23 protein-coding genes are annotated in these 22,986 nt (G+C 63.0%); 7 read left to right on the top strand and 16 right to left on the bottom strand.

Going from position 1 to position 22,986, the window contains the following annotated elements; all coding sequences use genetic code 11:
• Window positions 1–4 precede the first annotated feature (4 nt).
• From ONR75_RS09000 to soxY, 8 genes are all read right to left on the bottom strand, one after another.
• Window positions 5–1,003 carry a TRAP transporter substrate-binding protein gene (locus tag ONR75_RS09000; protein WP_265082284.1) on the bottom strand — a complete coding sequence of 333 codons (999 nt, stop codon included), beginning with the start codon at window positions 1,001–1,003 and terminating at the stop codon, window positions 5–7.
• Between the two features lie 45 nt (window positions 1,004–1,048).
• Window positions 1,049–2,707 carry a hydantoinase B/oxoprolinase family protein gene (locus ONR75_RS08995; RefSeq protein WP_265082283.1) on the bottom strand — a complete coding sequence of 553 codons (1,659 nt, stop codon included), beginning with the start codon at window positions 2,705–2,707 and terminating at the stop codon, window positions 1,049–1,051.
• Window position 2,708: 1 nt separating this feature from the next.
• On the bottom strand, window positions 2,709–4,793 hold the full coding sequence (locus tag ONR75_RS08990) for a hydantoinase/oxoprolinase family protein (protein ID WP_265082282.1): 2,085 nt from the start codon (window positions 4,791–4,793) through the stop codon (window positions 2,709–2,711).
• A 979-nt stretch (window positions 4,794–5,772) separates the two neighbouring features.
• A complete protein-coding gene (locus ONR75_RS08985) occupies window positions 5,773–6,465 on the bottom strand; it encodes a c-type cytochrome (protein ID WP_265082281.1) in 693 nt (230 codons plus the stop codon).
• Window positions 6,449–7,729, bottom strand: coding sequence for a sulfite dehydrogenase (soxC, locus tag ONR75_RS08980; protein ID WP_265082280.1), 1,281 nt, complete (start codon window positions 7,727–7,729; stop codon window positions 6,449–6,451). Before soxC ends, ONR75_RS08985 begins: the two co-directional genes overlap by 17 nt.
• Window positions 7,730–7,801: 72 nt before the next feature.
• Window positions 7,802–9,499 (bottom strand): thiosulfohydrolase SoxB, encoded by a 1,698-nt coding sequence (soxB, locus tag ONR75_RS08975; protein WP_265082279.1) that lies wholly within the window; start codon window positions 9,497–9,499, stop codon window positions 7,802–7,804.
• A 101-nt stretch (window positions 9,500–9,600) separates the two neighbouring features.
• Window positions 9,601–9,933, bottom strand: a complete 333-nt coding sequence (soxZ, locus tag ONR75_RS08970) for a thiosulfate oxidation carrier complex protein SoxZ (protein WP_265082278.1) — start codon at window positions 9,931–9,933, stop codon at window positions 9,601–9,603.
• 46 nt (window positions 9,934–9,979) lie between these two features.
• Window positions 9,980–10,387 carry a thiosulfate oxidation carrier protein SoxY gene (soxY, locus tag ONR75_RS08965; protein WP_413776454.1) on the bottom strand — a complete coding sequence of 136 codons (408 nt, stop codon included), beginning with the start codon at window positions 10,385–10,387 and terminating at the stop codon, window positions 9,980–9,982.
• A 231-nt stretch (window positions 10,388–10,618) separates the two neighbouring features.
• On the opposite strand from soxY, the gene soxA reads away from it, so the two are divergent.
• The 3 genes from soxA to ONR75_RS08950 are packed head-to-tail and all read left to right on the top strand — an operon-like array spanning window position 10,619 to window position 12,644.
• Window positions 10,619–11,440 (top strand): sulfur oxidation c-type cytochrome SoxA, encoded by an 822-nt coding sequence (gene soxA, locus ONR75_RS08960; RefSeq protein WP_265082277.1) that lies wholly within the window; start codon window positions 10,619–10,621, stop codon window positions 11,438–11,440.
• A 10-nt stretch (window positions 11,441–11,450) separates the two neighbouring features.
• A complete protein-coding gene (soxX, locus tag ONR75_RS08955) occupies window positions 11,451–12,095 on the top strand; it encodes a sulfur oxidation c-type cytochrome SoxX (RefSeq protein ID WP_265082276.1) in 645 nt (214 codons plus the stop codon).
• 48 nt (window positions 12,096–12,143) lie between these two features.
• Complete coding sequence (locus tag ONR75_RS08950) at window positions 12,144–12,644, top strand: GlcG/HbpS family heme-binding protein (RefSeq protein ID WP_265082275.1); 501 nt, start codon at window positions 12,144–12,146, stop codon at window positions 12,642–12,644.
• 19 nt (window positions 12,645–12,663) lie between these two features.
• Here ONR75_RS08950 and ONR75_RS08945 read toward each other — a convergent pair whose 3' ends face one another.
• Window positions 12,664–13,188 (bottom strand): SoxW family protein, encoded by a 525-nt coding sequence (locus ONR75_RS08945; RefSeq protein ID WP_265083602.1) that lies wholly within the window; start codon window positions 13,186–13,188, stop codon window positions 12,664–12,666.
• 94 nt (window positions 13,189–13,282) lie between these two features.
• The gene (locus ONR75_RS08940; protein WP_265082274.1) at window positions 13,283–14,026 is read right to left on the bottom strand and encodes a cytochrome c biogenesis CcdA family protein; all 744 of its coding nucleotides are present in this window, start codon (window positions 14,024–14,026) and stop codon (window positions 13,283–13,285) included.
• A gap of 49 nt (window positions 14,027–14,075) precedes the next feature.
• Here ONR75_RS08940 and ONR75_RS08935 point away from each other — a divergent pair, with 49 nt between their 5' ends.
• The 3 genes from ONR75_RS08935 to ONR75_RS08925 all read left to right on the top strand — a co-directional run bounded on the left by ONR75_RS08935 (window position 14,076) and on the right by ONR75_RS08925 (window position 16,071).
• Window positions 14,076–14,516, top strand: coding sequence for a thioredoxin fold domain-containing protein (locus ONR75_RS08935; protein WP_413776453.1), 441 nt, complete (start codon window positions 14,076–14,078; stop codon window positions 14,514–14,516).
• The gene (locus ONR75_RS08930; RefSeq protein ID WP_265082273.1) at window positions 14,513–14,890 is read left to right on the top strand and encodes an ArsR/SmtB family transcription factor; all 378 of its coding nucleotides are present in this window, start codon (window positions 14,513–14,515) and stop codon (window positions 14,888–14,890) included. The genes ONR75_RS08935 and ONR75_RS08930 overlap by 4 nt, the downstream gene beginning before the upstream one ends.
• A gap of 71 nt (window positions 14,891–14,961) precedes the next feature.
• Complete coding sequence (locus ONR75_RS08925; protein WP_265082272.1) at window positions 14,962–16,071, top strand: YeeE/YedE family protein; 1,110 nt, start codon at window positions 14,962–14,964, stop codon at window positions 16,069–16,071.
• A gap of 11 nt (window positions 16,072–16,082) precedes the next feature.
• Here the strand turns inward: ONR75_RS08925 and ONR75_RS08920 are convergent, their stop codons facing one another.
• The 4 genes from ONR75_RS08920 to ONR75_RS08905 form a co-directional block, all read right to left on the bottom strand.
• The gene (locus ONR75_RS08920) at window positions 16,083–16,535 is read right to left on the bottom strand and encodes a DsrE family protein (protein WP_265082271.1); all 453 of its coding nucleotides are present in this window, start codon (window positions 16,533–16,535) and stop codon (window positions 16,083–16,085) included.
• A 12-nt stretch (window positions 16,536–16,547) separates the two neighbouring features.
• The gene (locus ONR75_RS08915; RefSeq protein WP_265083600.1) at window positions 16,548–17,021 is read right to left on the bottom strand and encodes a hypothetical protein; all 474 of its coding nucleotides are present in this window, start codon (window positions 17,019–17,021) and stop codon (window positions 16,548–16,550) included.
• Between the two features lie 109 nt (window positions 17,022–17,130).
• Entirely contained in the window at window positions 17,131–18,180 is a 1,050-nt protein-coding gene (locus ONR75_RS08910) for a YeeE/YedE family protein (protein ID WP_265082270.1), read from the bottom strand.
• 282 nt (window positions 18,181–18,462) lie between these two features.
• Complete coding sequence (locus ONR75_RS08905; protein WP_265082269.1) at window positions 18,463–19,446, bottom strand: VOC family protein; 984 nt, start codon at window positions 19,444–19,446, stop codon at window positions 18,463–18,465.
• A gap of 228 nt (window positions 19,447–19,674) precedes the next feature.
• Here ONR75_RS08905 and ONR75_RS08900 point away from each other — a divergent pair, with 228 nt between their 5' ends.
• On the top strand, window positions 19,675–20,451 hold the full coding sequence (locus tag ONR75_RS08900) for a DNA-binding transcriptional regulator (RefSeq protein ID WP_265082268.1): 777 nt from the start codon (window positions 19,675–19,677) through the stop codon (window positions 20,449–20,451).
• A gap of 74 nt (window positions 20,452–20,525) precedes the next feature.
• On the opposite strand, the gene ONR75_RS08895 is transcribed toward ONR75_RS08900, so the two are convergent.
• Together ONR75_RS08895 and ONR75_RS08890 are read right to left on the bottom strand one after the other, a co-directional pair.
• The gene (locus ONR75_RS08895; protein ID WP_265082267.1) at window positions 20,526–21,272 is read right to left on the bottom strand and encodes an ABC transporter ATP-binding protein; all 747 of its coding nucleotides are present in this window, start codon (window positions 21,270–21,272) and stop codon (window positions 20,526–20,528) included.
• Window positions 21,269–22,972, bottom strand: coding sequence for an ABC transporter permease subunit (locus tag ONR75_RS08890; RefSeq protein ID WP_265082266.1), 1,704 nt, complete (start codon window positions 22,970–22,972; stop codon window positions 21,269–21,271). Before ONR75_RS08890 ends, ONR75_RS08895 begins: the two co-directional genes overlap by 4 nt.
• Between the last annotated feature and the right edge of the window lie 14 nt (window positions 22,973–22,986).

The raw sequence follows: 22,986 nt of genomic DNA, 5'->3' as shown, positions 1-22,986 counted from the left end.
GCTCCTAGCGTTTCAATTCGGCGAGATAGGCCCGTACCGGCTTGTCTGCCGCAGGCACGCGCTTCAGAAACGCGTCGAGCAGTGGCGCGGTTCGCGCTCGTACGTCCGTCATCATCGAGGCAGACACCGGCACTTCCTCCATACCGCCATCCTTGAGGCGTTTGAGGCTGTCGATGTCGGCCTTTAGCGAATTCGCCCAGAACCCCGCCTCCATCTTCGCCGCGATATCAGCGACCAGCTTCTGCTGATCCGGGCTGAGAGCCTTCCAGGATTCGAGATTGACGGTCAGCATCTGCGACGACCAGACATGGTTGGTCGGATAGACGTATTTCAGGAACTCCCAAAACTTGCCGTCGACGCCCGAAACTGCCGAAGTCGAAACCCCGGCGACCGCCCCCGACGCAAGCGCGGGAATCGTCTCGCCCCAGGGAATCATGACCGCGCCCATGCCGAGCGCATTCAGCATGTCGACGCCGTTCTTGTCCGGCGCGCGGATCTTGATGTTCTTCAATCCATCGACACCCGCCACCTTGACCTTGAGGTGAAGATACTGCGTCGGCCACGGCACGATATAGAGGATCTTCTGATTGTTGCGGGCGGCGATGCTGTCGTATTCCGGCCGAACATACTTATGCAGGATCTTCAATTCGTCGACGTTGCCGACGAGAAACGGAATGCTTTCCACGCCCATGAAGGGCTCATCACCGACCTGCTGGATATTGAGCACGTCAGCGAGCGGGACGAGACCGTCGCGCACGGCGCGCAAATGTTCGGGCCCCTTGAAGCCGAGCTGACCGCCGGCCTTCACGGTGATGTTGACGGCGCCGTTTGTCTGCTTTTTGACCTCTTCGGCGAACGCCATCGCATTCTGGGTATGAAAATTGGAATCGGGCCATACCGTCGACATGTCCCAGTTCGTCGGCGCCGCCATCGCGCGCGTTGAGAGGTGGCCGGCGGCGAGCATCGTCACCGCTCCCGTCGTGAAGGTCCGCCGTGTAATCATGTCGTCATCTCCGTTTCTCGAAATGAAGCGCAAGGCCGGCAGGGTTCATCCCGCAGAACCGTAGATCGCATCTGCATTCTCGCGCGACACCAGGCCACTTTCGACATCGGCACGCACAGCGGCGGACGCCCGCTCGCTGGGGGCGCCGATCCCGGCGCCGCCAGGTGTCAGCACCACCAGCCGATCCTCGGGAGGCACGGTTTGAAAACCCTTGCCGCGCAGCTTCTGCCCGGACTTCAATCCGACATAACCGGCCTGGCCGTCATGGCCTCCGTCGCGGCCGCGCGGCGGATGATCGATGCGGTCGAACGCGGCGAGAATGTCGAACGGCGCATCGACGCCGCTGCCCACTTCGATGATCTGGCCAAGGCCGCCACGCGTGCGTCCTGCGCCGCCGGAATCCGGGCGCAGCTCCTTGCGCCAAAAGATCAGCGGCGTCTGGGTCTCCGCAATCTCGACCGGCGTGCCGCGCACGCCGCTGGGATAGGCGGTGGCCGACAGCCCGTCTTTGGCGAACCGCGCGCCGGTGCCGCCGTTGCTGGTCACTGCCATGGAGAATCCGTAGTTGCCGCCAGCGCCGCTGCGCGTCTGGCCGCGCACATTGAGATTCCACAGGCACGACGTGCCTTCGGCCGGCACCCGCTCGGGAATGATCTGCTTCAGGCAGCCGAACACCACGTCGGGCAGCATCTGGCCGATGACATGACGCGATGCCACCGGGGCGGGTTTTGGGGCGTTCAGGATCGAGCCGGCAGGCGCCGCCACGGTGAGTGGCAGCAACGAGCCGGCATTGTTCGGAATTTGCGATGCCACGACGCAGCCGAGGCCGAACACCGTATAGGCCGTGGTGTAGGACAGCGGCACGTTGATGCCGAACTTCGATGCCGGCGATGTACCGGAAAAGTCGACGTGAATGCCTTCATGCGAAATCGTCAGCGTGGCCGCCAGCGTCACCGGCTCATCATAGCCGTCGACGACCATGCTGTTATGCCAGGTGCCCTTCGGCAGTTTGGCAACCTCGGCAAGAACCGCTTCGCGCGAGCGGTCACAGATATAATCGCCCAGTTCATCGAGCGCGTCGATCTCGAATTCGCGCATCATCTCGACAAGGCGCTGACAGCCGACGTCGTTACAGCCGGCGAGCGAATAGGTGTCGCCCTCGGTGTCGATGGGCAACCGTGTGTTGCTGCGGATCATCGCCATCAGCGTCTCATTGACCACACCCTGATCGACCAGTTTCAGCATGGGGATATAGAGCCCCTCCATGAAAACGTCGGTGGCGTCGGGTCCGAAGCCGATGCCGCCGATGTCCATCAGGTGACTGGTGCAGGAGAACAGCGCCACCGGTCTGCCGTCCTTGAAGCACGGCGTGGTGACGACGAAATCGTTGAGATGGCCGGTCCCCATCCACGGGTCGTTGGTAATGTAGGCATCGCCTTCCTTCATCGTCTCGATCGGGAAGTGGGCGATGAAATGCTTGACCGACTCGGCCATGGAATTGACGTGGCCTGGCGTGCCGGTAACGGCCTGCGCCAGCATCCGGCCCTTGACGTCGAACACCCCCGCTGAAAGGTCGCCGCATTCGCGCACGATCGGACTAAAGGCGGTTCGCAGCAGCACCTGCGCCTGTTCCTCGACCACCGCGATCAGCCGGTGCCACATGATCTGCAGGTTGATCAGCTTCGTGCCCTGGACTTCGCTCATGTTACGCTGCCTTCCGTTCCATAACGATGCTGCCGGCGCCGTCGATATGGGCGTTGAAGCTCGTCGACACGAATGTCGAGGTTTCATCCTCCGCGATGACGGCCGGTCCCGCGATGGTGGCGCCGGGATCCATCTGGTTGCGGTTGTACAGCGGGATGTCGATGACCTGTCCCACCCGCCCGTCGAAGAACTTTCGGCTGCCCACGGCGATGCCGGCCGGCTTGCGCGCGACATCGGCGACCCGCGGCGGATTGCGTGGTTCGGTGGTGGCCAGCACCGACCAGGTCAACACCTCGATCGCGGCGCCCGGAATGGCGCGCTCGAACAATGCCGCATAATTCGATTCGAACGTCAGACGCAGCTCGGCGAAATCCGCCACAGTCAGTCGCCGGTTGGGCAGCTTGGCGACGATCTCGTGGCCTTGACCGACATAGCGCATGAAGGCCGCGCGCCGTTCTAGCACCGCTGCGCCAGCCGCGCCGGGCTCCACCAAAGCGCGCGCCTCCGTCGCCATCTCCTGCAGAAGATCGGAAATCGCCTCGGCATCGAAGTCGTCGAGGCGCGCGGGACGGCTTCGCACCAGTTCATAAGCGATCGGCGCCGCGAGGAATCCCACCGCCGAACCCACGCCAGCGTTCGAGGGCACGATGACGCGCGAGATGCCTATCTTCTCGGCAACGCGCGCCGCATGCAGCGGCGCAGCGCCACCGAAGGCGATCAGGGTGTGCTGGCCGACCACGACGCCCCGCTCCACCGCATGCACGCGCGCCGCACTCGCCATATTCTCGCACACGACCTCATGCACGGCGTAAGCGGCGGTTTCCGCCGTCAGCCCCAGCGGTTCGCCGATGGCGCGCAGCAGGGCTTGCTTCGAAAGCTCAGGATCAAGTTTGATCGTACCGCCGGCAAAGGCATCAGGATCGATCTTGCCGAGCGCCACATCGGCATCGGTCACCGCAGGCTGCAAACCGCCGCGGCCATAGCAGGCGGGTCCCGGTTCGGACGACGCACTTTCGGGTCCGACGGTAACGCGTTTCAACGCATCCACCCGGGCGATCGAGCCGCCGCCTGCGCCGATTTCCACCATCTCGATGACCGGAATACGCAGCGGCAGACCGGAGCCTTTCAGGAAGCGCGCCGCGCGATCAACTTCGAACACCCGCGAGGTCTCTGGTTGGAATTTCTCGATCAGGCAAATTTTTGCCGTGGTACCGCCCATATCGAACGACAGGACTTTGGCTTCGCCAAGACGCGCCGCAATCTGCGACGCAAAGATCGCGCCGCCGGCGGGGCCGGATTCCACCAGCCGCACAGGAAAGCGCTGCGCCGTCTCGATCGAGGTGACGCCCCCGCCCGAGGTCACCAGATAGATGGCGCCGCGAAACTGCTCGACCTGCAGCGCCTCGGCCATCCGCGTCAGATAGCCGTCGATCAGCGGCTGAACATAGGCATTGGCCACGGCGGTCGAGGTGCGTTCGTATTCGCGGATTTCTGGACACACCGCCGACGACAGGGTCATCCACACGTGCGGCAATTCTTCTTTCAGGATCGCCGCGGCACGCCGCTCATGCTCGGGATTGGCATAAGAATGCAGAAAGGCGAAGGCGACGCTTTCCACATTCAGCGCGCGCAGGGCTGGGGCGAGTGCGCGCACCGCGGCCTCGTCGAGCGGCAACCGGACCGCACCGTACGCGTCTATGCGCTCCGGCACCGTAAAGCGCAGCGACCGCGGCGCCAGCGGTTTCGGCTTGTCGATGGAAAGATCGTACTGATCGTAACGGCTCTCGGTGCCGATATCGAGCACGTCGCGGAAACCCTGCGTCGCGACGAGCGCCGTCTTGGCGCCACGACGCTCGATAATGGCATTGGTCGCGAGCGTCGTTCCATGAATGAAAACGTCGATGTCACTGATGTGCGCGCGCGCGTCAGCCAGAATGAGACGCATCCCGTCCAGCACCGCCTCCTCGGGCCGCGACGGCGTCGTCAGCAGCTTGCGCGTCCTGCGATCCGGGCCCACATCGAGCACGATATCCGTGAAAGTGCCGCCGATATCAACGGCAAGCCGAACTTCGGCTCCCTGAAACATTGCTTGATCTCCGAGCCGCGAACTGAGTGAGCTGTACAGCTGAACAACAGTTCAGCAATTTCCATGCCATCGCGTACGAGCGGAGAAATTGGCTGCGCCATTAACTTGCTTGGCCCTTGCAGCCCGGAAGTTCTGCGAACCTGCGCTTCACCTTTGCAGCGAAGCGAGAGAGGCGCATAAGCGCACCGCTGAATTTTGCGCCATCCTCACGAGAAACGCGCGCCGGCCATCGGCGCAACGCTTGCCTCGCGATTGCGCATAGCTCGAACGCCACGTCGTACACGTCAGCCGCAATGTCCGTCAGCACCACGATCATGATTGCAACACCGCAACAACTCCTGGTTGGCTCGCGGCCGGCGAAGATCGTGACGATAGCTGTTCAGCGCGTCACGTGCATCCATCAGTTGCCGAGGGCTGTCGCGTCGAGACCGAATGCTGTCTCAGGAGGGTTATTCTGTCGCGGCACCGCACCCGCTCATAACGCCACACATATTGCGTTAGAAGATCGAGACCAGCCGGCCCGTTCACCGAAGAACACGGCGCAGTCTGCGCCCTCATGGCGCCTCCATCGGACACCTCTCTAACGTCGGCGATTCGTTCAGTCGGATGATGGATCGCTCGGCTGACGCACGCGATCGCTCCGACCTCAAGCGGTCTATCGGTGGAGCACAGAGATTTAGAGCGCAGGCCCCCACGATCCTTGCCGTTCTCGACGGACAGTGTTGAGGTTTACGAACGACTACGGAAAATGAGTTGCATTCGGCATTTCGGGACGTATCTGCTCGTCCTGGAGAATGACTTCGGCCGTCTGATTATGGTGTCCGTGAGCAGGGCGACGGCATCATCCGCACCGCCGCTCAGGACGGCCGTCATGATCGCCTGATGGCCGCCGCTGCGCCGGTCATCGACTTCGGCATCGATGTCCGCGCATCCGTGCAGGCAAATAGCGAACGCGCCGTCCGGCGGCACCGTCGCTCCGTCAGTCCACTTTCGGACCCGCCTTGCTGTCGGGCGTGACATCGACCGACATGGCGCGGCCGGTCACCTTCGGGGAAGGACGGCAATCCTTCATGCAAGGATCCTTCTTCCAGAAGTGTTTCTCGCTCGTGTCCCGGTCATCTTCATAGAAGGCCGACGCATTCGGCATCTTGATCGATGTGAAGGTCTTCTCGTTGAGCTCGAAATTCTCGTCCTTGATGATGTCGCTCATGCTGAGAACGTAAGCGGTCAAGGCATAGGCTTCGTCGGCGGTCAGCGACTGCGCATTGCCGAATGGCATCGCCCGCCTGATGTAATCGAACAAAGTCGACGCATCCGGCCAGAACGATCCGACGGTCTTGTCCGGCCGGTCGGCCTTCAGCGTTCCGATCCCACCCGCAATCACGGGATAGCGGCCGACGCCCTGGCCGAACTCGCCATGGCAGGACGCGCATTTCTCCTGGAAAATGGCATCGCCGATTTTCGCAGTGCCTTTGCCGACCGGAAGCCCCTTCCCGTCCGGTCGCACATCGGTATCCCAGGCCTTGATCTCCTCGGGCAACGCCGGACGCCCGAGGCCGAGCTTGCCGGACGTCGCCGACGCCACCTGCTGCGCGCGGCCTGCATCGATCGCCGCAGTGACGAGACCGCCGCCGAGCAGGGCGATGGCGAGCAACCTAACCGATCTCGACATTTTCCGTCTCCCCGCCTGCGCGCACCAGCCACGTCTGAATGCCGTTGTTATGATAGATCGAGTTGACGCCCCGGACCTTGCGCAACTCGTCCTTGGTCGGCTGCACGTAACCGGTCGAATCCATGGCGCGCGACTGGATCATCATCTCCTGCCCGTTCCAGTCGAGATCGACATAGAAACGCGTCATCGACTTGTCGAGCACCGGCCCGTCGAGGCGAGCGGCCTGCCAGTTGCGGCCACCATCGAGGGTCACATCGACCCGCTTGATCGTTCCGCGCCCGGACCAGGCGATACCGCTGAGAACGTTGCGGCCCTTGTGCTTGAGCGGCGCCTGCGGCGAGGGGTTGGTGACCACCGACTTGGCATCCATCACGAATGTATGTTTGCGCGACCGCCCGTCGGGCATCAGGTCGGTGTACTTCGATGTCTCCTCGCGGGTCTGCCACGGCTGGTCGCCAGCCTCGATCCGACGCAGCCATTTGACCCAGAGATTGCCCTGCCAGCCCGGAATGACCGCACGCAGCGGATAGCCCTGCTCCGGACGAAGCGCTTCGCCGTTCATCGCAAAAGCGATCAGCACGTCGTTCAACGCCTTCTCGATCGGCAGCGAGCGATTCATGCCGGAGGCGTCGGCGCCCTCGAGCATCAGCCATTTGGCGTTCGGCTTCAGTCCGGCCTCGTCCAGCAGCACCTTGAGCGGCACGCCGGTGTACATGAGATTGTGGATCATGCCGTGGGTGAACTGGCAGCCATTGAGCTGCGCGCCGCGCCACTCCATGCCCGAATTCGCCGCGCATTCGAGAAAGTAGACCTTGTTGACGCGCGGCATGCGCTTGATATCTTCCATGGTGAAGACGAGCGGCTTGTCCACAAGGCCATTGATCATCAGCCGGTGGTCGGCCGGATTGATCTCGGCGACGCCGCCGTGATGGCGCTCGAAGCAAACGCCGGACGGCGTGATGATGCCGTCCAGTTGATGCAGCGGCGTGAAGTTGACCGAGGATTCTGGCGATGCCGTCAGCCAGGAGACGTCGCGGCGCACCACATCCTTTTCGAACTTCGATGGCGAGCCATAGGGCCGCGACTGCACGCCATCGCCAAGATAGCGATTCCAGTCCTGCACGTGCGTAATCAATGGATCCGGCTTGCCAGCCTCACCGGCCGCGCCCGGAACGGACGACAGCGCGACGCCTGCGCCCGCGAGCCCTGCGGCTCCCAGAAAGCGACGGCGATTGAGAAAATCCGCTGAAGGCTTGTCACTCATGCGGCATGCTTTCTTTCCAATTATCCCGATACGTGAATATGTCGGACGCAAGAATGCGCGACGCTCGATAGTTCAGATGCCCGTGACGTTGACCGCGGTGTTCGGCGCGATCTTCACCGAACCGGCCTTCGAGATATGCGCGGCAACGACATCCCATATCGGCGGCCCCTGCGTGTTTTCATTGATGCTGGCCCAGCCGGACACGCTGTAGGTCTTCGACGCTTCGATCGGACTGCCTGATTTCAGGTGAGTCAGTTTCGAAATGCGCGAGCCGACGGGCTTGGCTATATCGATCGCGTAGCCCATGCCGCCGATCCGCACCATGTCGCCGCCGCCCTGGAAGTAGGGATCGGGATGGAAGATGTTGTCGGCGATATCTTCGAGGACATCCTTGAGCTGGGCGCCGGTCATCTGGTTGCGATAGCAGTTCGGATAGGTGATCGCGGTCGCGTTGGTGACATGCTCCCAGGTGATGTCGTCGCCCGGAAGCAGCGTGCCTCCCCAGCGGAAGCCGGGCGACAGCGCGATCTCGACGTCGCGCTCCGCAATCATGGCGTTGCAGATCAGGTCGTCGAACGTGCCGTTGAAGTTGCCGCGCCGGTACAGCAGGGAATCGGTTTTGCCGATCGTGCGCGCCAGATCCTTGGCGAAGGGCGCCCTCACCTTCTCGACCAGCGCGGTCATCGCCGGATCCGGCGTGATGGCGTCGGCAAAGACCGGCATCAGCTTGAACCGCACGCCCGCGACCTTCTTGTCCTTCACCTCGATGTCGAGGCGCGAGACGAATTTGCCGTGCGAGCCCGAGGCCACCAGAACCGTGTCGCCGACGCGGACAAGGCCGGGCATGGCATCGTGGGTGTGCGCGGTGAGGATGACGTCGATCCCCTTGACGCGGCCGGCGAGCTTGCGGTCGACGTCGAAGCCGTTGTGCGAGAGCAGGACAACGATCGACGCGCCGTCGGCACGGGCGTCGTCGACCTGCTTCTGCATATCCTCTTCGCGAATGCCGAATTCCCACTTCGGAAACATCCAGCGCGGATTGGCGACAGCGGTGCGCGGCAGCGCCTGACCGATGACGGCAATTTTCGCACCGCCCCGCTCGAACATCTTGCGGCCCTCGAACACAGGCTCCTGCCACTCATTGTCGCGGATATTCTGCGCCAGGAATGCAAACGGCGCCTTGTCAGCGATCTCCTTGACGCGATCCGCGCCGTAGGTGAACTCCCAATGACCGACCATCGCGTCGACCTTGAGCGCCGACATGACGTCGACCATGTCCTGGGCCTTGGTCTGCAGCGAGGTCCAGCTACCCTGCCAGCTGTCGCCGCCGTCGAGCAATAGCACCTTGTCCGCGCCTCGCTCGGCCCGCACCGCGCCGATCAGCGCAGCGATGCGGTCCATGCCGCCCATGCGCCCGTAGTTGCGCGCGAGCGACACGAAATCGTCGGAGGTCAAGGCGAAGGCATCGGCAGAGCCGGTCGCGATATTGAAGTACTTCCGGAACTCGCCGTCGGTGATGTGCGGCGGCAATCCCTTGACTTCACCGACGCCCAGATTGACCGACGGCTCGCGGAAATGCAGCGGCATCAACTGGGCATGGATATCGGTGACGTGCAGGATCGTGACCGTCCCGAGCGGATCGAAGCGGGTGATGTCGGCCTGCGACAGGCGCTGCTGGGCCGCAACGCGCCCGAGATCGCCAAGCCCGCTGCCAACCAGCAATGCCGACGCAGCCGCAGTCGCCTGCAGGAATTCCCGCCTCGATATCATTGTCCCACCCTTGCTAACCTGGCTTTGGCCAGATGATTTCCGAGGAGGCCCTTCGCGGCCTCCTCAACGACCGCCGGCGCGCGTTGCATCGCGCCTGCGGATCATGCTGCGACGGTCAGCTTGTTCTTTGAAACATAGTTCGAGCCGTCGTCGTCCTTCCAGGTGAAGGTGAACTCACCGCTCTCAGCCGCCTTGTAGAAGAACGACTGATAGGGATTAGCGGAAATCGCCGGATTCCAGCCCGCCTCGAACACCATCTTGCCGTTGAACTCGGCGACGAAGGTGTTGATGATCTTGCGCGGCACGATCTTGCCGGCGGCGTCCTTGCGCTGCCCGGATTCCATCTCGTGCGAGATCAGCGTCTTGATTTCGATGATTTCGCCGGGCTTGGCCTGGGCGGGAACGCGAACACGCGGTGTCGGTTGCGTAGCCATTGGGAGTCCTCGCTTTGAATTCGATTCAGCTTCCGGGATAAGACGATCAGCCGCCGCAGCCGCCGATGGTCACCTTCACATTGGCCTTCGCCATATGCAGGTTGCCGTTCGACATTTCCGCGATGCAGATGATGTTCTGGGTCTGCGCAAGCCGCATCCGCGTCGAGGCGGAGGCCTTGCCGCAGGCGGGCGTGAACTTGTAACTCACCACTTCCGGAAGCGGATTGCCGTCGGCGTAGACATGCACAGACTTGACATAATCCGCGTCGGTCATCGGGCTCTCGATATCGACATTGACGGGAACGACCAGGCCGTTCTCGGCAATCTCGGGCACATCGAGCTTGATCTTGCCGCTCTCGAACTTCTTGTCGCCGTAGAGCTTCTTGATTTCGGCGGCAACTGCCTGCTCGTCAGCAAATGACATCTTCGGGGCCAGCAAAGCTGCGAACCCCATGATCGAAGCGAGAGCAAGCGTCTCCCGACGATTTTTTCAACCGAAGTCCAAACCATATGGGCATCCTCCAGCGGGATCACTTGGCGTATCCCTAGACGATGGAATCGCTTGACGATTCCAAATTTGATCTATCATGATCTGCAAATATCATTATATTGTTTTTCTTGAATGTAAAGATGCCCGAGACAATTCGGGCGCAGGGCCAACACGGTCTTGATGGGAGGATGAGGAATGATCCGAACCGTAATCGGTTCTGCACTGGCCACGATGGTGCTTTGCACAATATCCTTTGGAGCATCCGCGCAGGATGCGAGTGAGAAAGAGATCGAGCGCTACCGCGCGATGATTTCCGATCCGATGTCCAATCCCGGATTTCTTGCAGTCGACCGCGGCGACATTCTCTGGAGCGAAAAACGCGGCACCAAGAATGTGTCGCTCGAGCAGTGCGACCTCGGACTCGGCGCGGGCAAACTGGAAGGCGCTTATGCTAAGCTTCCGCGCTATTTCAAGGACGCCGACAAGGTCATGGATCTTGAACAGCGGCTGCTGTGGTGCATGCAGAATGTCCAGGGCCTCGACACCAAGGACGTCGTCGCGCGCCGGTTTTCAGGCCCGGGCCGCGCTTCCGACATGGAGGACCTGGTGGCCTATATCGCCAACAAGTCCAGCGACATGAAAATCGAAATACAGCTTGGCCATCCCAAGGAGCAGGAGATGGCAGCCGTCGGCGAGGCGCTGTTCTACCGGCGCGGCGGGGTGATGGATTTTGCATGCGCCACTTGCCATGCCGACGAGGGAAAGCGGATCCGGCTGCAAGGCCTGCCGAACTTCTCGAAGCCCGGCAAGGAAGCACAGGACACCATGGGCTCATGGCCGACCTACCGCGTCTCGCAAGGCGCGCTACGGACGATGCAGCATCGGCTGTGGGACTGCTACCGACAGCAGCGCTGGCCGGTCCCCGAATACGGCTCCGACAGCATCACCGCCCTGACCATGTTCCTGAACAAGCAGGCGGATGGCGGTAACATCACCGTCCCGTCGATCAAGCGCTGAGGGGCATAAGATGAAGAACATTCTGCAAGTTGCGCTCGTCCTCGCCGCCGGCATCACGACGCTTTCGCCCGCGGCTTTCGCGCAGACCAGCCCGGCAAAGGCGGCCTCCGCAACCGTCGCCCCCGCCCTTGTCGATGCCTATCTCAAGTCGACATTCGGCAAGGCGCCGCCCGAATGGCAGGCGCGCATCGAACCCGATGAAACGCTGAAGACCTGCAATCTCTACCGCAACGACGTGCCGTCCGCCGAAGCCGACAAGATCGTCAAGCGCGAACTCGCAAAGGTCGTGTTTCCGGCCGACGGGAAGCTGCTCGGCGACTGGAAGGAGGGCGCGAAGATCGCCAATAACGGCCGCGGCGGGCAGTTTTCCGATGACGACAAGACCGTCAGCGGCGGCAACTGCTACGCCTGCCATCAGATGGAGCGTGACGAAGTCAGCTACGGCACGCTGGGACCGAGCCTCACCTCCTATGGCAAGGACCGCAAATACAGCCCGGACGACATCAAGCAGGCCTACACCAAGATCTACGATTCGCAGGCTGTGCTGGCGTGTTCGAACATGCCGCGCTTCGGCGCCAACAAGTTCCTGACGGAGAAGCAGATCAAGGATCTCGTTGCCTTCCTGTTCGACCCGGCTTCGCCGGTCAACAAGTAGCCGCATCAGACTGAAGCGGGCATGCCGCGCGCAAGGAGAGAATCCACCATGGCGATCCGAACCCTGCTCGCGGCATCTGCGCTGATCGCGCTGTCCACCCTGTCAGGTCAGGCGCAGGACGCGCTTGTCACCTACAAGTCATTGAGTCCGGAACTCGCGCTGGATTCCGCCCGCGCGGCACTCACCGAATGCCGCAAGCGCGGCTACCAGGTCGCGGTGGCGGTGGTCGACCGCTCCGGCGTGACCCAGGTCATGCTGCGCGACCGCTTCGCCGGCGCTCATACGCCGGCCACCGCCACCGGCAAGGCTTGGACCGCCGCGTCGTTCAAGACGAGTACGGGCGATCTGCAATCCATGAGCCTTCCCGGCATGCCACAAGCCGGCATCCGCAATCTGCCCGGCACCGTGATCATTGGCGGTGGCGTGGTTGTCGAAGCGGGCGGTGTACTGGTGGGCGCAATCGGCGTCTCCGGCGCGCCCGGCGGCGAGGCCGACGAAGCCTGCGCCAAGGCCGGCATCGAGGCGATCAAGGACAGGCTGGATTTCTGACGCGCCTTAACACGTCGCGTCAGGCCTGCTTTCTCAGCCAGTCGGGAAACGACATGGTGTCGTAGCCGTTTTCGCGCACGTAGCGGAACATGGCGAGAAATTCCGACGGCTCCAGCAGGCCGGGCATGCGGGCAACCTCGCGCGCCTGGCCGCTCTTGCCGGCGAGACCATCGACCTTCTCCGCAAGAAACTGGATCGTCGGGGTGAAGCGAACGCCATAGGCCTCGCCGAGCGCCTTTTCGGCCAGCTTGCGGCCGTCGAAATCGGTCACGGCGCGCGAGCCGATATGATTGAGGTGCAGCACTTCGAAATTGTCGCGGATATAGTTCTCGATCTTCGGATCCATCATATGGACCTCATGCATCCGCTTGCATGCCGGACATCCCCGGAGGCCCCACATGATCGCCAAACGCTTGCCCTTCGCGGTGGCGCCGGCGAGGTCCTCGGAGAGATCGAGAAAACTCTCCAGATACCAGTCCATCTGGTACAGGCCGTCGTCGCCCAGCTTCGCAGCGGCCTTCGCAGGCGACGATCCGAAGGCCATCGCGCCGAAGCCGAGACCAAGGCCGACAACGACATCCCTTCGTGTTAACAGGCCTGCAGGTTTCAGCACCGGCGTCTCCTCCTTGTTTCCCGGCTCAACCGATCGACGAAAACGCGGGAAATGCCTGCAGCAGCCAACCGGCAATGTGCGGCATCGCGCCAGTCAAAAACAGAACGCCGGTCAGCACAAGGGCCGAGCCGATCACCTTCTCGACAAGGTTCATATGACCGCGCAGCCGCGCCATCAGCCGGACGAAGCGACCGGCAAAAAGCGCGGCGAGCAGAAACGGAATACCAATCCCGAACGCGTAGACACCGAGCAGCAGAGCGCCGCGGCCGGCCGATCCCTCGACACCGGCGACCATCAGGATCGCCGCCAGCACCGGCCCCACGCAGGGCGTCCAGCCGAAGGCGAACGCCAGGCCGACAACGTAGCTCCCTAGATAGCCTGCCGGTTTGCGCACCGCTTGAAAACGCGCCTCGCGAAACAGCAGGCCGATCCGGAACACGCCGAGAAAGTGCAGGCCAAGAATCAGGATCACCGCGCCGGCAATGAGTCCAAGCGTGTCGAAATACTGCGTCACGGCCTTGCCGATCAGCGAGGCGGACGCGCCGAGCGCCACGAACACGGTGGCAAAGCCGAGCACGAAGGCGACCGACATCGCCACCACATGCCAATTCGGCCGCGCCGCTCTCCCCTGCTCCGGGCTTGTCAGTTCGTCGAGGCTGACCCCGGCGAGAAAGCACAGATAGGGCGGCACCAAGGGCAGGATGCACGGCGAGAGGAATGAAAGCAGTCCCGCCCCCAACGCGCCAAACAGGGAAATATTCGAAATCACGGCATTACCAGCTCTGGTAGATACATGCGAATTCGTGTATATGTATCATATGGTCGGCAAATTGCTTCTTAAATCGTGGCTCATTCAGCTGTCTCTTGTGGTTCTGTTTCTTGCGCCCGTTACGTCGCGAGCTTCAGAATTGCTGATGTTCGAGCGCGACGGATGCGTGTATTGCCAGCGCTGGAATCGCGACGTCGGGCCGATCTTCGACAAGACCGACGAAGCCAAGCTGCTTCCGCTGCGGCGCATCGACATCGACAAGCAGTCGACTGCTGGCGTCACGCTCGCATCGGCCGTGCGCTTTACTCCGACCTTCGTAGTCGTCGATGAGGGTCGCGAAATCGGCCGCATCACCGGTTACATCAACGACGATGCCTTCTGGGGATTGCTCGGCACATTCGTGCCCCGGCTGCAATCCCGTCGCCTGACCGAGCACTCGCAGCTGGGCCAATCATCCTTCGACAGGTCGAACGGCACGCAGACGCCATGACATCCATCATTTCAAGCGATATCGAGACCGAACTTCGCGACGGCGCGGAATATTCGCCCGAGCTCGACCAGCTGATGCGCAAGGCGCGCAAGGCCAGCAACTTTCTGAAGGCCGTCTCCCATGAGAACCGGCTGTTGCTGCTGTGCCTGCTCGCCGAGCGCGAACGGTCGGTTTCGGAACTGGAGAACATCCTGTCCTTGCGGCAGTCCGCCGTTTCCCAGCAGCTGGCGCGTCTGCGCTATGACGGCATGGTCGACACTCGGCGCGACGGCAAGACGATCTACTACAGTCTCGCCAATGACGACGTACGTCGCGTCATTTCAGTCATTTACGACATCTTCTGCGCACCGCCGGTGCCGACAACCAAAACATAGATCTGCCAACGGGCAACCGCGCGCCCCACAGGCGTGCGACACAAGCCCGCGCAGAATTCGGGAGTGACGCCATGCAGAGCCTGTCTGCCTGGATGCTCGCGCTGGTTGGCTTTGCCATCGGCGCGGCTGCAGGATTTGCCGTACGTCACGCCAAACTATGTTCGTTCGGTGCGATCGAAGACGCGCTGATGGGTGGCGATAGTCGCCGCCTGAGAATTTTCGGGCTGGCCTTGGGTATTGCGATCGTCGGAACCCAGGCACTGGTCATCGGCGGTCTTCTTGATCCGGCGCAGACGACCTATACGCCGGCCGCCATTCCCATCGTTGCGATTATCATCGGCAGCGTCATGTTCGGGGTCGGAATGGCATTGGTCGGCACCTGCGGTTTCGGTTCGCTGGTGCGGCTGGGGGCCGGCGACCTGCGCAGCCTGATCGTGCTGATCGTGCTCGGCGCCACCGCCTATGCGACCTTGCGCGGCGTCTTCGCCAACTTCCGCATCGTTGTTCTTGAAGGCCTTTCCATCGCCATGCCGGATGATATCCGCTCCGACCTGGCATCCCTGTCGGCGCGGACGCTGGGTTATGACGTCCGCGCGCTCATCGCTGCGATCGCAGGCGGCGGCCTCTGCCTGCTCGCCTTCAGCCACCCGAGACTCCGCCGTTCGCCACGCCTGCTGTCCGCAGGTGTGGCATTGGGTCTGCTGACGGTCGCTGGCTGGATCGCCACGTCCTGGATCGGCGACGAATTTTCCGGCCCGATGCGTCCGCAGAGCCTGACCTTCGTCTCCACCGTGGGAAAGGCCTTCTATGCGGCCCTGCTGAGTACGCCCGGCTTTGCGGATTTCGGCGTCGGTTCGGTGTTCGGCGTGATCGCCGGCGCATTCCTGGCGGCATGGCGCAGCGACGAGCTGCAATGGGAGGCCTTCGACGATGATCGCGAGATGCGCCGCCATCTCGGCGGAGCGGCATTGATGGGCATTGGCGGCATTCTGGCCGGCGGCTGCACCATCGGCCAGGGCATCACCGCCGGATCCATGCTGTCGCTGTCATGGCCGTTCGCCGTGGGCGGCATGATGATCGGCGCGCGGCTGGGGATCGCCACGCTGATCGACACCACGCCACGCCAGCTGCTGTCACGCAGCTGGGCCAGCCTGCTCGGAAAAACCCATCCGTCGAAGTAGCAGCCGCAGCCTTACGGCCGCAAATAGCTCCAGCCGTCTTCCTGAAGCTCGATCAGACGAACGGCGCCGGAGGGCACCAGCTGGGCCTGCGCGATGATGCTGATCGCATGTCCTTCCCGCTTCTCCATGCCCTCTTTGGTATTGTTGCAGGCTGACAGCTTGATTTCGGACGGGAAGCTGCCGTCCACGATCTGCTTGATGCGGTCCTTCACCGGCGAGGTATCGGCGCGCAACATGTGCAAGCCCGGGCCGTAGGTCACGATCTCGACCTGAACCGTCTCACCCTTCGACTTGTACTGCTCCATGATGTTGGTCGCGTTGTTCAGCGCCAGATTCATAACGTCGGGATCGTTCTGGTCGACCTGGATTGCCACGCGATGTTGCTTCGGCTCGGCAGCGGTTCCGGCGACGGCGCTCGCGACCAGCAAGCCGATGGCGACAACTGCACTGCACAACAACTTCATCTCAACTCTCCATCAGGGGCGGACAATCGTATAGCCGCTTTCGCTCAGCTTCTGTAATTCGGCGACGCCGGCTTCGACTTCCTTCGCGTGCGGATTGATCTCCGGCCGCTTGCCCGTCTCGCGTTCGATCGTATCCAGGGTGTTTCCGCACACCGAGAAGCGGACGCCCTGGCTCGCCAGGCTGTCCACGAGCTGCCGGTGCTCGTTGCCGGTTTTCAGGAGATCGATCCCGGGGCCGAAGGTCACCACCTCGACGGCCACCTTGTCGGGGCCATAAAACTTCAGGATATTGCTCGCAACGCTGAGCACCAGCCGCTCCTTCCTGGAATCGGATTCCGAGAGCTGCAGCGCGAGAAAATGTTCGGCGAAAGGCTTGTCTTCGGATGGCACCGCGGTCGCGGGCCTGCTCTGCGAGGCCGCGGGCATCACCATCGCAGGTCCGACGGCAATTGCCAGGAGTGCCGTCAGCAAAAGTCGTCGCATCATCTGGGCTCGCCCCTCATCGCCTGGCTTCTTCCGAACCGGCCATGATGGTCTAACCCATTCTGCGCTGTCAGACCATCGCGCAGTCGCGGTCAGGCTGTTGCGCTGAACGCTATTGGGCGACCAGCGCCGGCGCCACCGCGCGGCGTCGCAGGCCCACTGCCGCACCGGTCAGGATTCCAGCAACTGCGATGGCCGACGAGATCGACAGCGTCGAGAGGCCGGTCAGGCCCTGCCCCACCGAACAGCCATAGGCCATGGCGCCGCCGATCCCCATCAGCGCCGCACCCGACATCGAGCGCATCATGTGATCGGCCGAGGCATATCCCTCGACGCGAAAGCGTCCGGTGAGCAGCGAGGTCGCGACGCTGCCGGTCAGGACGCCGAGTACGACGGCAATGCCGAAGTTCAGCGAGAGCCCGGTCGACAGCATCGCATACTGCAACGTGTCGGCAACGGGGGCGATGAAGGTCAGCGAGGTCACGGGGATCGGGTTGAACTCGTCAGCGCCGAGCCAGCCTGTGGTCAGCCATCCCGCCGTCACCAGCAGACCGATGGCAAGCCCCGTCGCGATCTGCGCGCGCGAACGACGGAACTGCCGGTCGGAAAATGCAAACGCCAGAAGCGCTCCGCTGCCGATCAGCGTCGCAACGATACGGGCTGCGGTATCGCCAATCCCGATCGACGCCAGCAAGGCCGGTGCCGACACGGTCGCTGGCGAAATCTGGGTCCATTGCATGATCGCAAGGCGCGACGGCGCGAGCAGGCCTTTCAGCGTCATCTGGGCCGCGATCCCGATGATCACCAGAACCACCAGCGACCGCAGATTGCCGTTGCCCAGCAACACCAGCGCACGCGACGCGCATCCGTTCGACAGGATCATGCCGAGGCCGAACAGCAGCCCGCCTACGAAAATCAACGGCGGCGAAAACGACGGCTGCAGATACAGCGACTTGCCGATCTCCACGACACCCGCTGCCGCAAGGACCTGCGCGCCGGCAATCGCCACGGCCAAAGCGACGGCATAGCTGCGAATTTTGCGGCCGTCATTCGCGTTCCACCAGTCACGCAGACCGCTGGAGAGGCAAAAACCGCTCAACAGGCCGATCACACCGAAGGCAATGCCCGTCACAAATCCGGCAGAAACCGATATATCGAGCATGCAAATTCCCCGGCCGATCCAAATTCATCAATATCGACACAGACTTATGCCGCCGCCGGGGGCGGTCCATAGAGCGCGGGAATTAAGAAGGAAGTTGCCGACGACAGCGCTCAAGGAGTGATTTCTGCTACCCCTGACCAGATTTGGGTGAAAATCGCCTCCGGCTGGACTTATCGCGGGGTTCGGGCGACCGCACGCAGCCACGTTCATCCGTCCTGCGGATGTTCAGTCGAAACCGGACGGTCTTGCAACGCGCGATCGGGCAACCCGACGGCGCCGCGATCACTCGCGCGCGATCACCGAATCCAGCCAGGGACAATTGAGCGGCGGCACCGACGGATCCGGCACTTGGACGCCTCGGGCGGCAGCGTCGAGTCGCATGTTGCGCAACCTGCCACGCATATCCTCCGGCATATAAAGTCGCTCGTGGCCCCAGAGGCTCGGGCCGTCGAAGGTTTCGTGGGGTTGCCACGTCTCCGGATCGATCACCCGTCCGCCCCAGCCGTATTCGATGAAAAAGCCGGACGGCGTGTGGGAATAGAACGAGGTGACGTGGTCGTTGGTGTGGCGTCCAAGCGTGTAGGCAACGCGGCCCTCGTCCAGCTGGGCGAGATCGTAGCCTTGGCCGACGTCATCCAGGCTGCCGAGTTCGACCATGAAATGATGCATGCTGCGCTTGCCGGATTCCACCATGGCAAAGCTGTGGTGGCGTCCGTTGAGATGGAAGAAATACAGCTTGTACGGTGTCAGCCCGTAATCGCTGACATGGAATCCGAGCAGATCGCGGTAGAAGGCGAGCATCGGCTCGATATCGTCGACATTGAGCACCGCATGGCCCATGCCGAGCGGCCCGGTCCGAAATCCGCTGATCGGGCGTCCGGGGACGAACGGTTCGCTGGCGAGTTCGGGCTTCCAGAAGATCTCGATCCGGTTGCCGCCGGGATCGGCGAAGGAGATCAGCTCGGCGACGTGGCGCGCGTCGGCCAGCGCGCGGCTGCCCGCGGTCACCGCTGTGCCGTGGGACTCGAAACGCGCCGCGATCGATTGCAGATCGGATTTGTGGTCGACTTCCCAACCAAGGAAACCGAGACCGTTGTCGTGATCGCCATCCACCACGAGACGCTGCTTGCGGTCGTCCATGCGGAACGCACGCAACTTACCGCCGCGGTCGACTTCCTGCATACCCAGCAGCCGCGTCGCCAGATTGCTCCAGTCGTCAAGTTTGGCAGATTGAATTCCGATATATCCCAGGGATTTGAGTTCCATCGGAGCCTCCGTAATCGGCGATCTGTTGTTGCGGCGCGAAAGCGCATCGCGCCTGTTTGCAGAATACGGGACGGACGACGCCCGGCAATCGGCTCGCGCAATGTGTCCGGTAAGCGGACGATGCGATTGCCGCTGGCATGCTCACTCCGATATTTTATCGCAGATTCCGGCTAATGTTGCGGATTCGAGCTGCGATGACGCGGCGCGCCGCCCTAAGCAGAGATGATGATGCCTGACCAGAAAGCCAGAAGAACGGAAGGCGTTCGCGCCTTCAAGCGCGGGCTCGACGTGCTGCAGGAGGTCAATCGCTCCGGCGGCATTCGTGCCGGCGAAGTCGCTCAGCGGCTTCAACTGGCGCGACCGACCGTCTATCGGCTGCTGGAGACGCTGGAAGAGCTCGGCTACATCGCCCGCAGTTCGTCCGACGAACGGTTCCGGGTGACCCGCCGCGCCAGCAACCTGGGCGACGGCTACGACCCCAGCGTGGTCATTTGCCAGGCGGCGGCGCCCTTCATCAGCGACCTCAGCAAGCGGCTGATCTGGCCGATGGACCTGTCGACTTATGAGAATGCGGCGATGGTGATCCAGGAGACGACCCATGCGCGCAGTCCGCTCTCGATCGATCGGGCCATGATCGGGCGGCGGCTGCCGATGCTGCGCACCTCCGCCGGCCGCGCCTACCTGGCGTCATGTCCCGGGTCCGAGCGTGACGTGATCGTCAAGCACCTGCGGCGGATCGACGATCCCGCCGACGGCCCCTATCTGGAGCCAGGACGTTTCGAACGCATGATGGCGGAGACGGCGGAGCGCGGTTACGCAGTGCGCAGCGAAGGCGAATTCAACATCAAGACCTCAAGCATCGCGGTGCCGATCGTCCGCGACGACCTGGTGCTCGGCTGCATTTCCGTGATCTGGATCAGCGCCGCCCTCAAGCTGGAGGAAGCCATAGCGCAGTTCGCGCAGCCGATGCAGGAGACGGCCGCCGCCATTCCGGTCAGCATCTAGCACCCCGTGCAACGAAGAGAGTCCTCTCGCGGCTTCCGAGAAGCAGCCGGCATTGTTCGGATGACCGACGAAAATCAAGCGGTCTTGGGCGCAACGGCACGGCCGGCGCCCAGATAGGATGCGACGATGCGCGGATTGTCGGCCAGCGCCGCGGCCGGCCCCTCGAAGGAAATTTCGCCGGTCTCCATGACGTATCCGTAGTCCGCGACCTGGAGCGCCGCGCGTGCGTTCTGCTCCACCAGCAGGATGCCGACGCCGGTGCGTCTGAGGTCGGCGATGACACGGAAAATCTCGCGCACGATCAGCGGCGCCAGGCCAAGGCTGGGCTCGTCCAGCAGCAGCAGTTTGGGTTGCGACATCAGCGCGCGGCCGAGCGCCAGCATCTGGCGTTCGCCGCCCGATAGCGTCTTTGCCAATTGCGACCGGCGTTCCTTGAGCCGGGGAAAGATGCCATAGACCCGATCGAACGAGGCGGCGAGATCGCCGCGCGCGGCCCGCCGCGGATAATGCCCGAGCAGCAGATTGTCCTGCACGCTCATGGTGGTGAACAACTGCCGGGTTTCCGGCACCAGCGACATACCCTCGGCGACCAGCCACTCCACATGTTCGCCGGCATCCGGCTGGCCGCGGAAGCTGATCTGGCCGGACTGGCGCGGCAGCAGACCCATGATGGTGGACAGCAGCGTCGTCTTCCCCGCGCCGTTCGGCCCGATCACCGTGACAATGGCGCCGGCATCCACGCTGAGCGAGACCGCGCGCACGGCCTCGATCTGGCCGTAGGATACGCTGAGATCGCGGACCTGCAGGAGGGGGACGTTCATGCGACACTCCCGAGATAGGCTTCGATGACGCGCTCGTTCTGCTGCACCTCCACAGGCGTCCCCGCGGCGATCTTCTCGCCAAAACTCATGACCACGAGGCGGTCCACGAGGTTCATCACGAAATCCATGTCGTGCTCGACCAGCAGGATGGCGAGGCCTTCGCTGCGCAGGCTCTTGAGCAGATCGGACAGCGCCTCCTTCTCCTTCAGCCGCAGGCCGGCGGCCGGCTCATCGAGCAGCAGCAGCAGCGGATCGGCGGCGAGCGCACGGGCGATTTCGAGAATGCGCTGCTGACCGAGCGACAGCGAACCGGCGAGATCGTTGATATGCGCGCCGAGGCCGACGCGCGCGATCTGGCGTGCCGCCTCCTTCATCAGCATCTCTTCGCGTCCCCGTTCGGCGTGCAGCGCCGACACCAGCACGCCTTGCGATGCGCGCAGATGCGCGCCGAGGGCAACGTTGTCGAGCACGGTCATGTCCGGCAGCAGCCGAACATGCTGGAACGTCCGGCTGATGCCGCGCCGGGCGATGGCCGGCGGCCGCAGTCCGTCGATCCGTTCTCCGTTGAAGGTCACGGTGCCGCCGCTGATGCCCAGGCTGCCGGCAATCAGATTGAACATCGTGCTCTTGCCGGCGCCGTTCGGACCGAGCAGGCCAAGGATCTCGCCGCGGGAGATATCGAGACTCATGTCGCGAACGGCGGTCAGGCCGCCGAAGCGCTTGCTGACGCCGTCGACCTGCAGCAGCGGCGCGCGCGTATCGACCTTCTCGCGCGTCGGCAGGTCGGCCGCGGTCGCATCGATTGCGCGGGGTTGCCGCTTGACCGCGACGCGGGCGATCCACGGCCACAGGCCATCCTTGGCGCGCTGCAGCACCAGCACCATAATCAGCCCGAAGGCGATGCCCTCGAGATTGCCCTGGCTGCCGGCGAGGTGCGGCAGCACGTCCTGCAGTTTTTGCTTGAGCAAGGTGACGACGCCAGCACCCAGCACCGCGCCCCAGATATGGCCGGCGCCGCCGAGCACGGCCATGAACAGGTATTCGATTCCGATCTGCAGGCCGAACGGCGTCGGATTCACGAAGCGCTGCATGTGGGCATAGAGCCAGCCCGACACGCTGGCGAGACCGGCTGCAATCAGGAACGCGATCAGCTTGCTGCGCTGGGTGTTGACGCCCATCGCCTCGGCCACATCGATGCCGCCCTTGAGCGCGCGCATGGCGCGGCCCGGGCGGGAATCCAGCAGGTTGCTCGACAGCCACAGCGCGCCCAGCACCGCGACCCAGATCAGATAGTAGAACGCCGAATTGTCGCTCAGTGCGAATGTCCCGATGGTGACGGGAGGCAAACCGCCCATGCCGGTGTGGCCACCCAGCGTCTGCAGATTTCCGAACATGAAATACAGGCTGACCGCCCAGGCGATGGTCGCGAGCGGCAGATAATGCCCGGATAGTTTCAGCGTCGCGAAGCCGATGATCGAACCGACGCCAAGCGTGAACAGCAGGCCGATCACCAGGGTCAGCCACGGCGACAGGCCATAGGCGGCGGTCAACCAAGCCGTGGAGTAGGCACCGAGGCCTGCAAACGCCGCCTGGCCGAACGAAGTGAGGCCGCCGACGCCGGTGAGCAGCACAAGGCCGAGCGTCGCCAGCGAATACAGACCGATATAGTTGAGGATCGTCACCGAGAATGGCGACAGCACGAAGGGGCGACGCC

It is taken from the genome of Rhodopseudomonas sp. P2A-2r, from assembly GCF_026015985.1.
Lineage (GTDB): Bacteria > Pseudomonadota > Alphaproteobacteria > Rhizobiales > Xanthobacteraceae > Tardiphaga.
The sequence above is the reverse complement of the archived record's forward strand: the minus strand, read 5'-3'. Positions and strand labels throughout refer to the sequence as shown.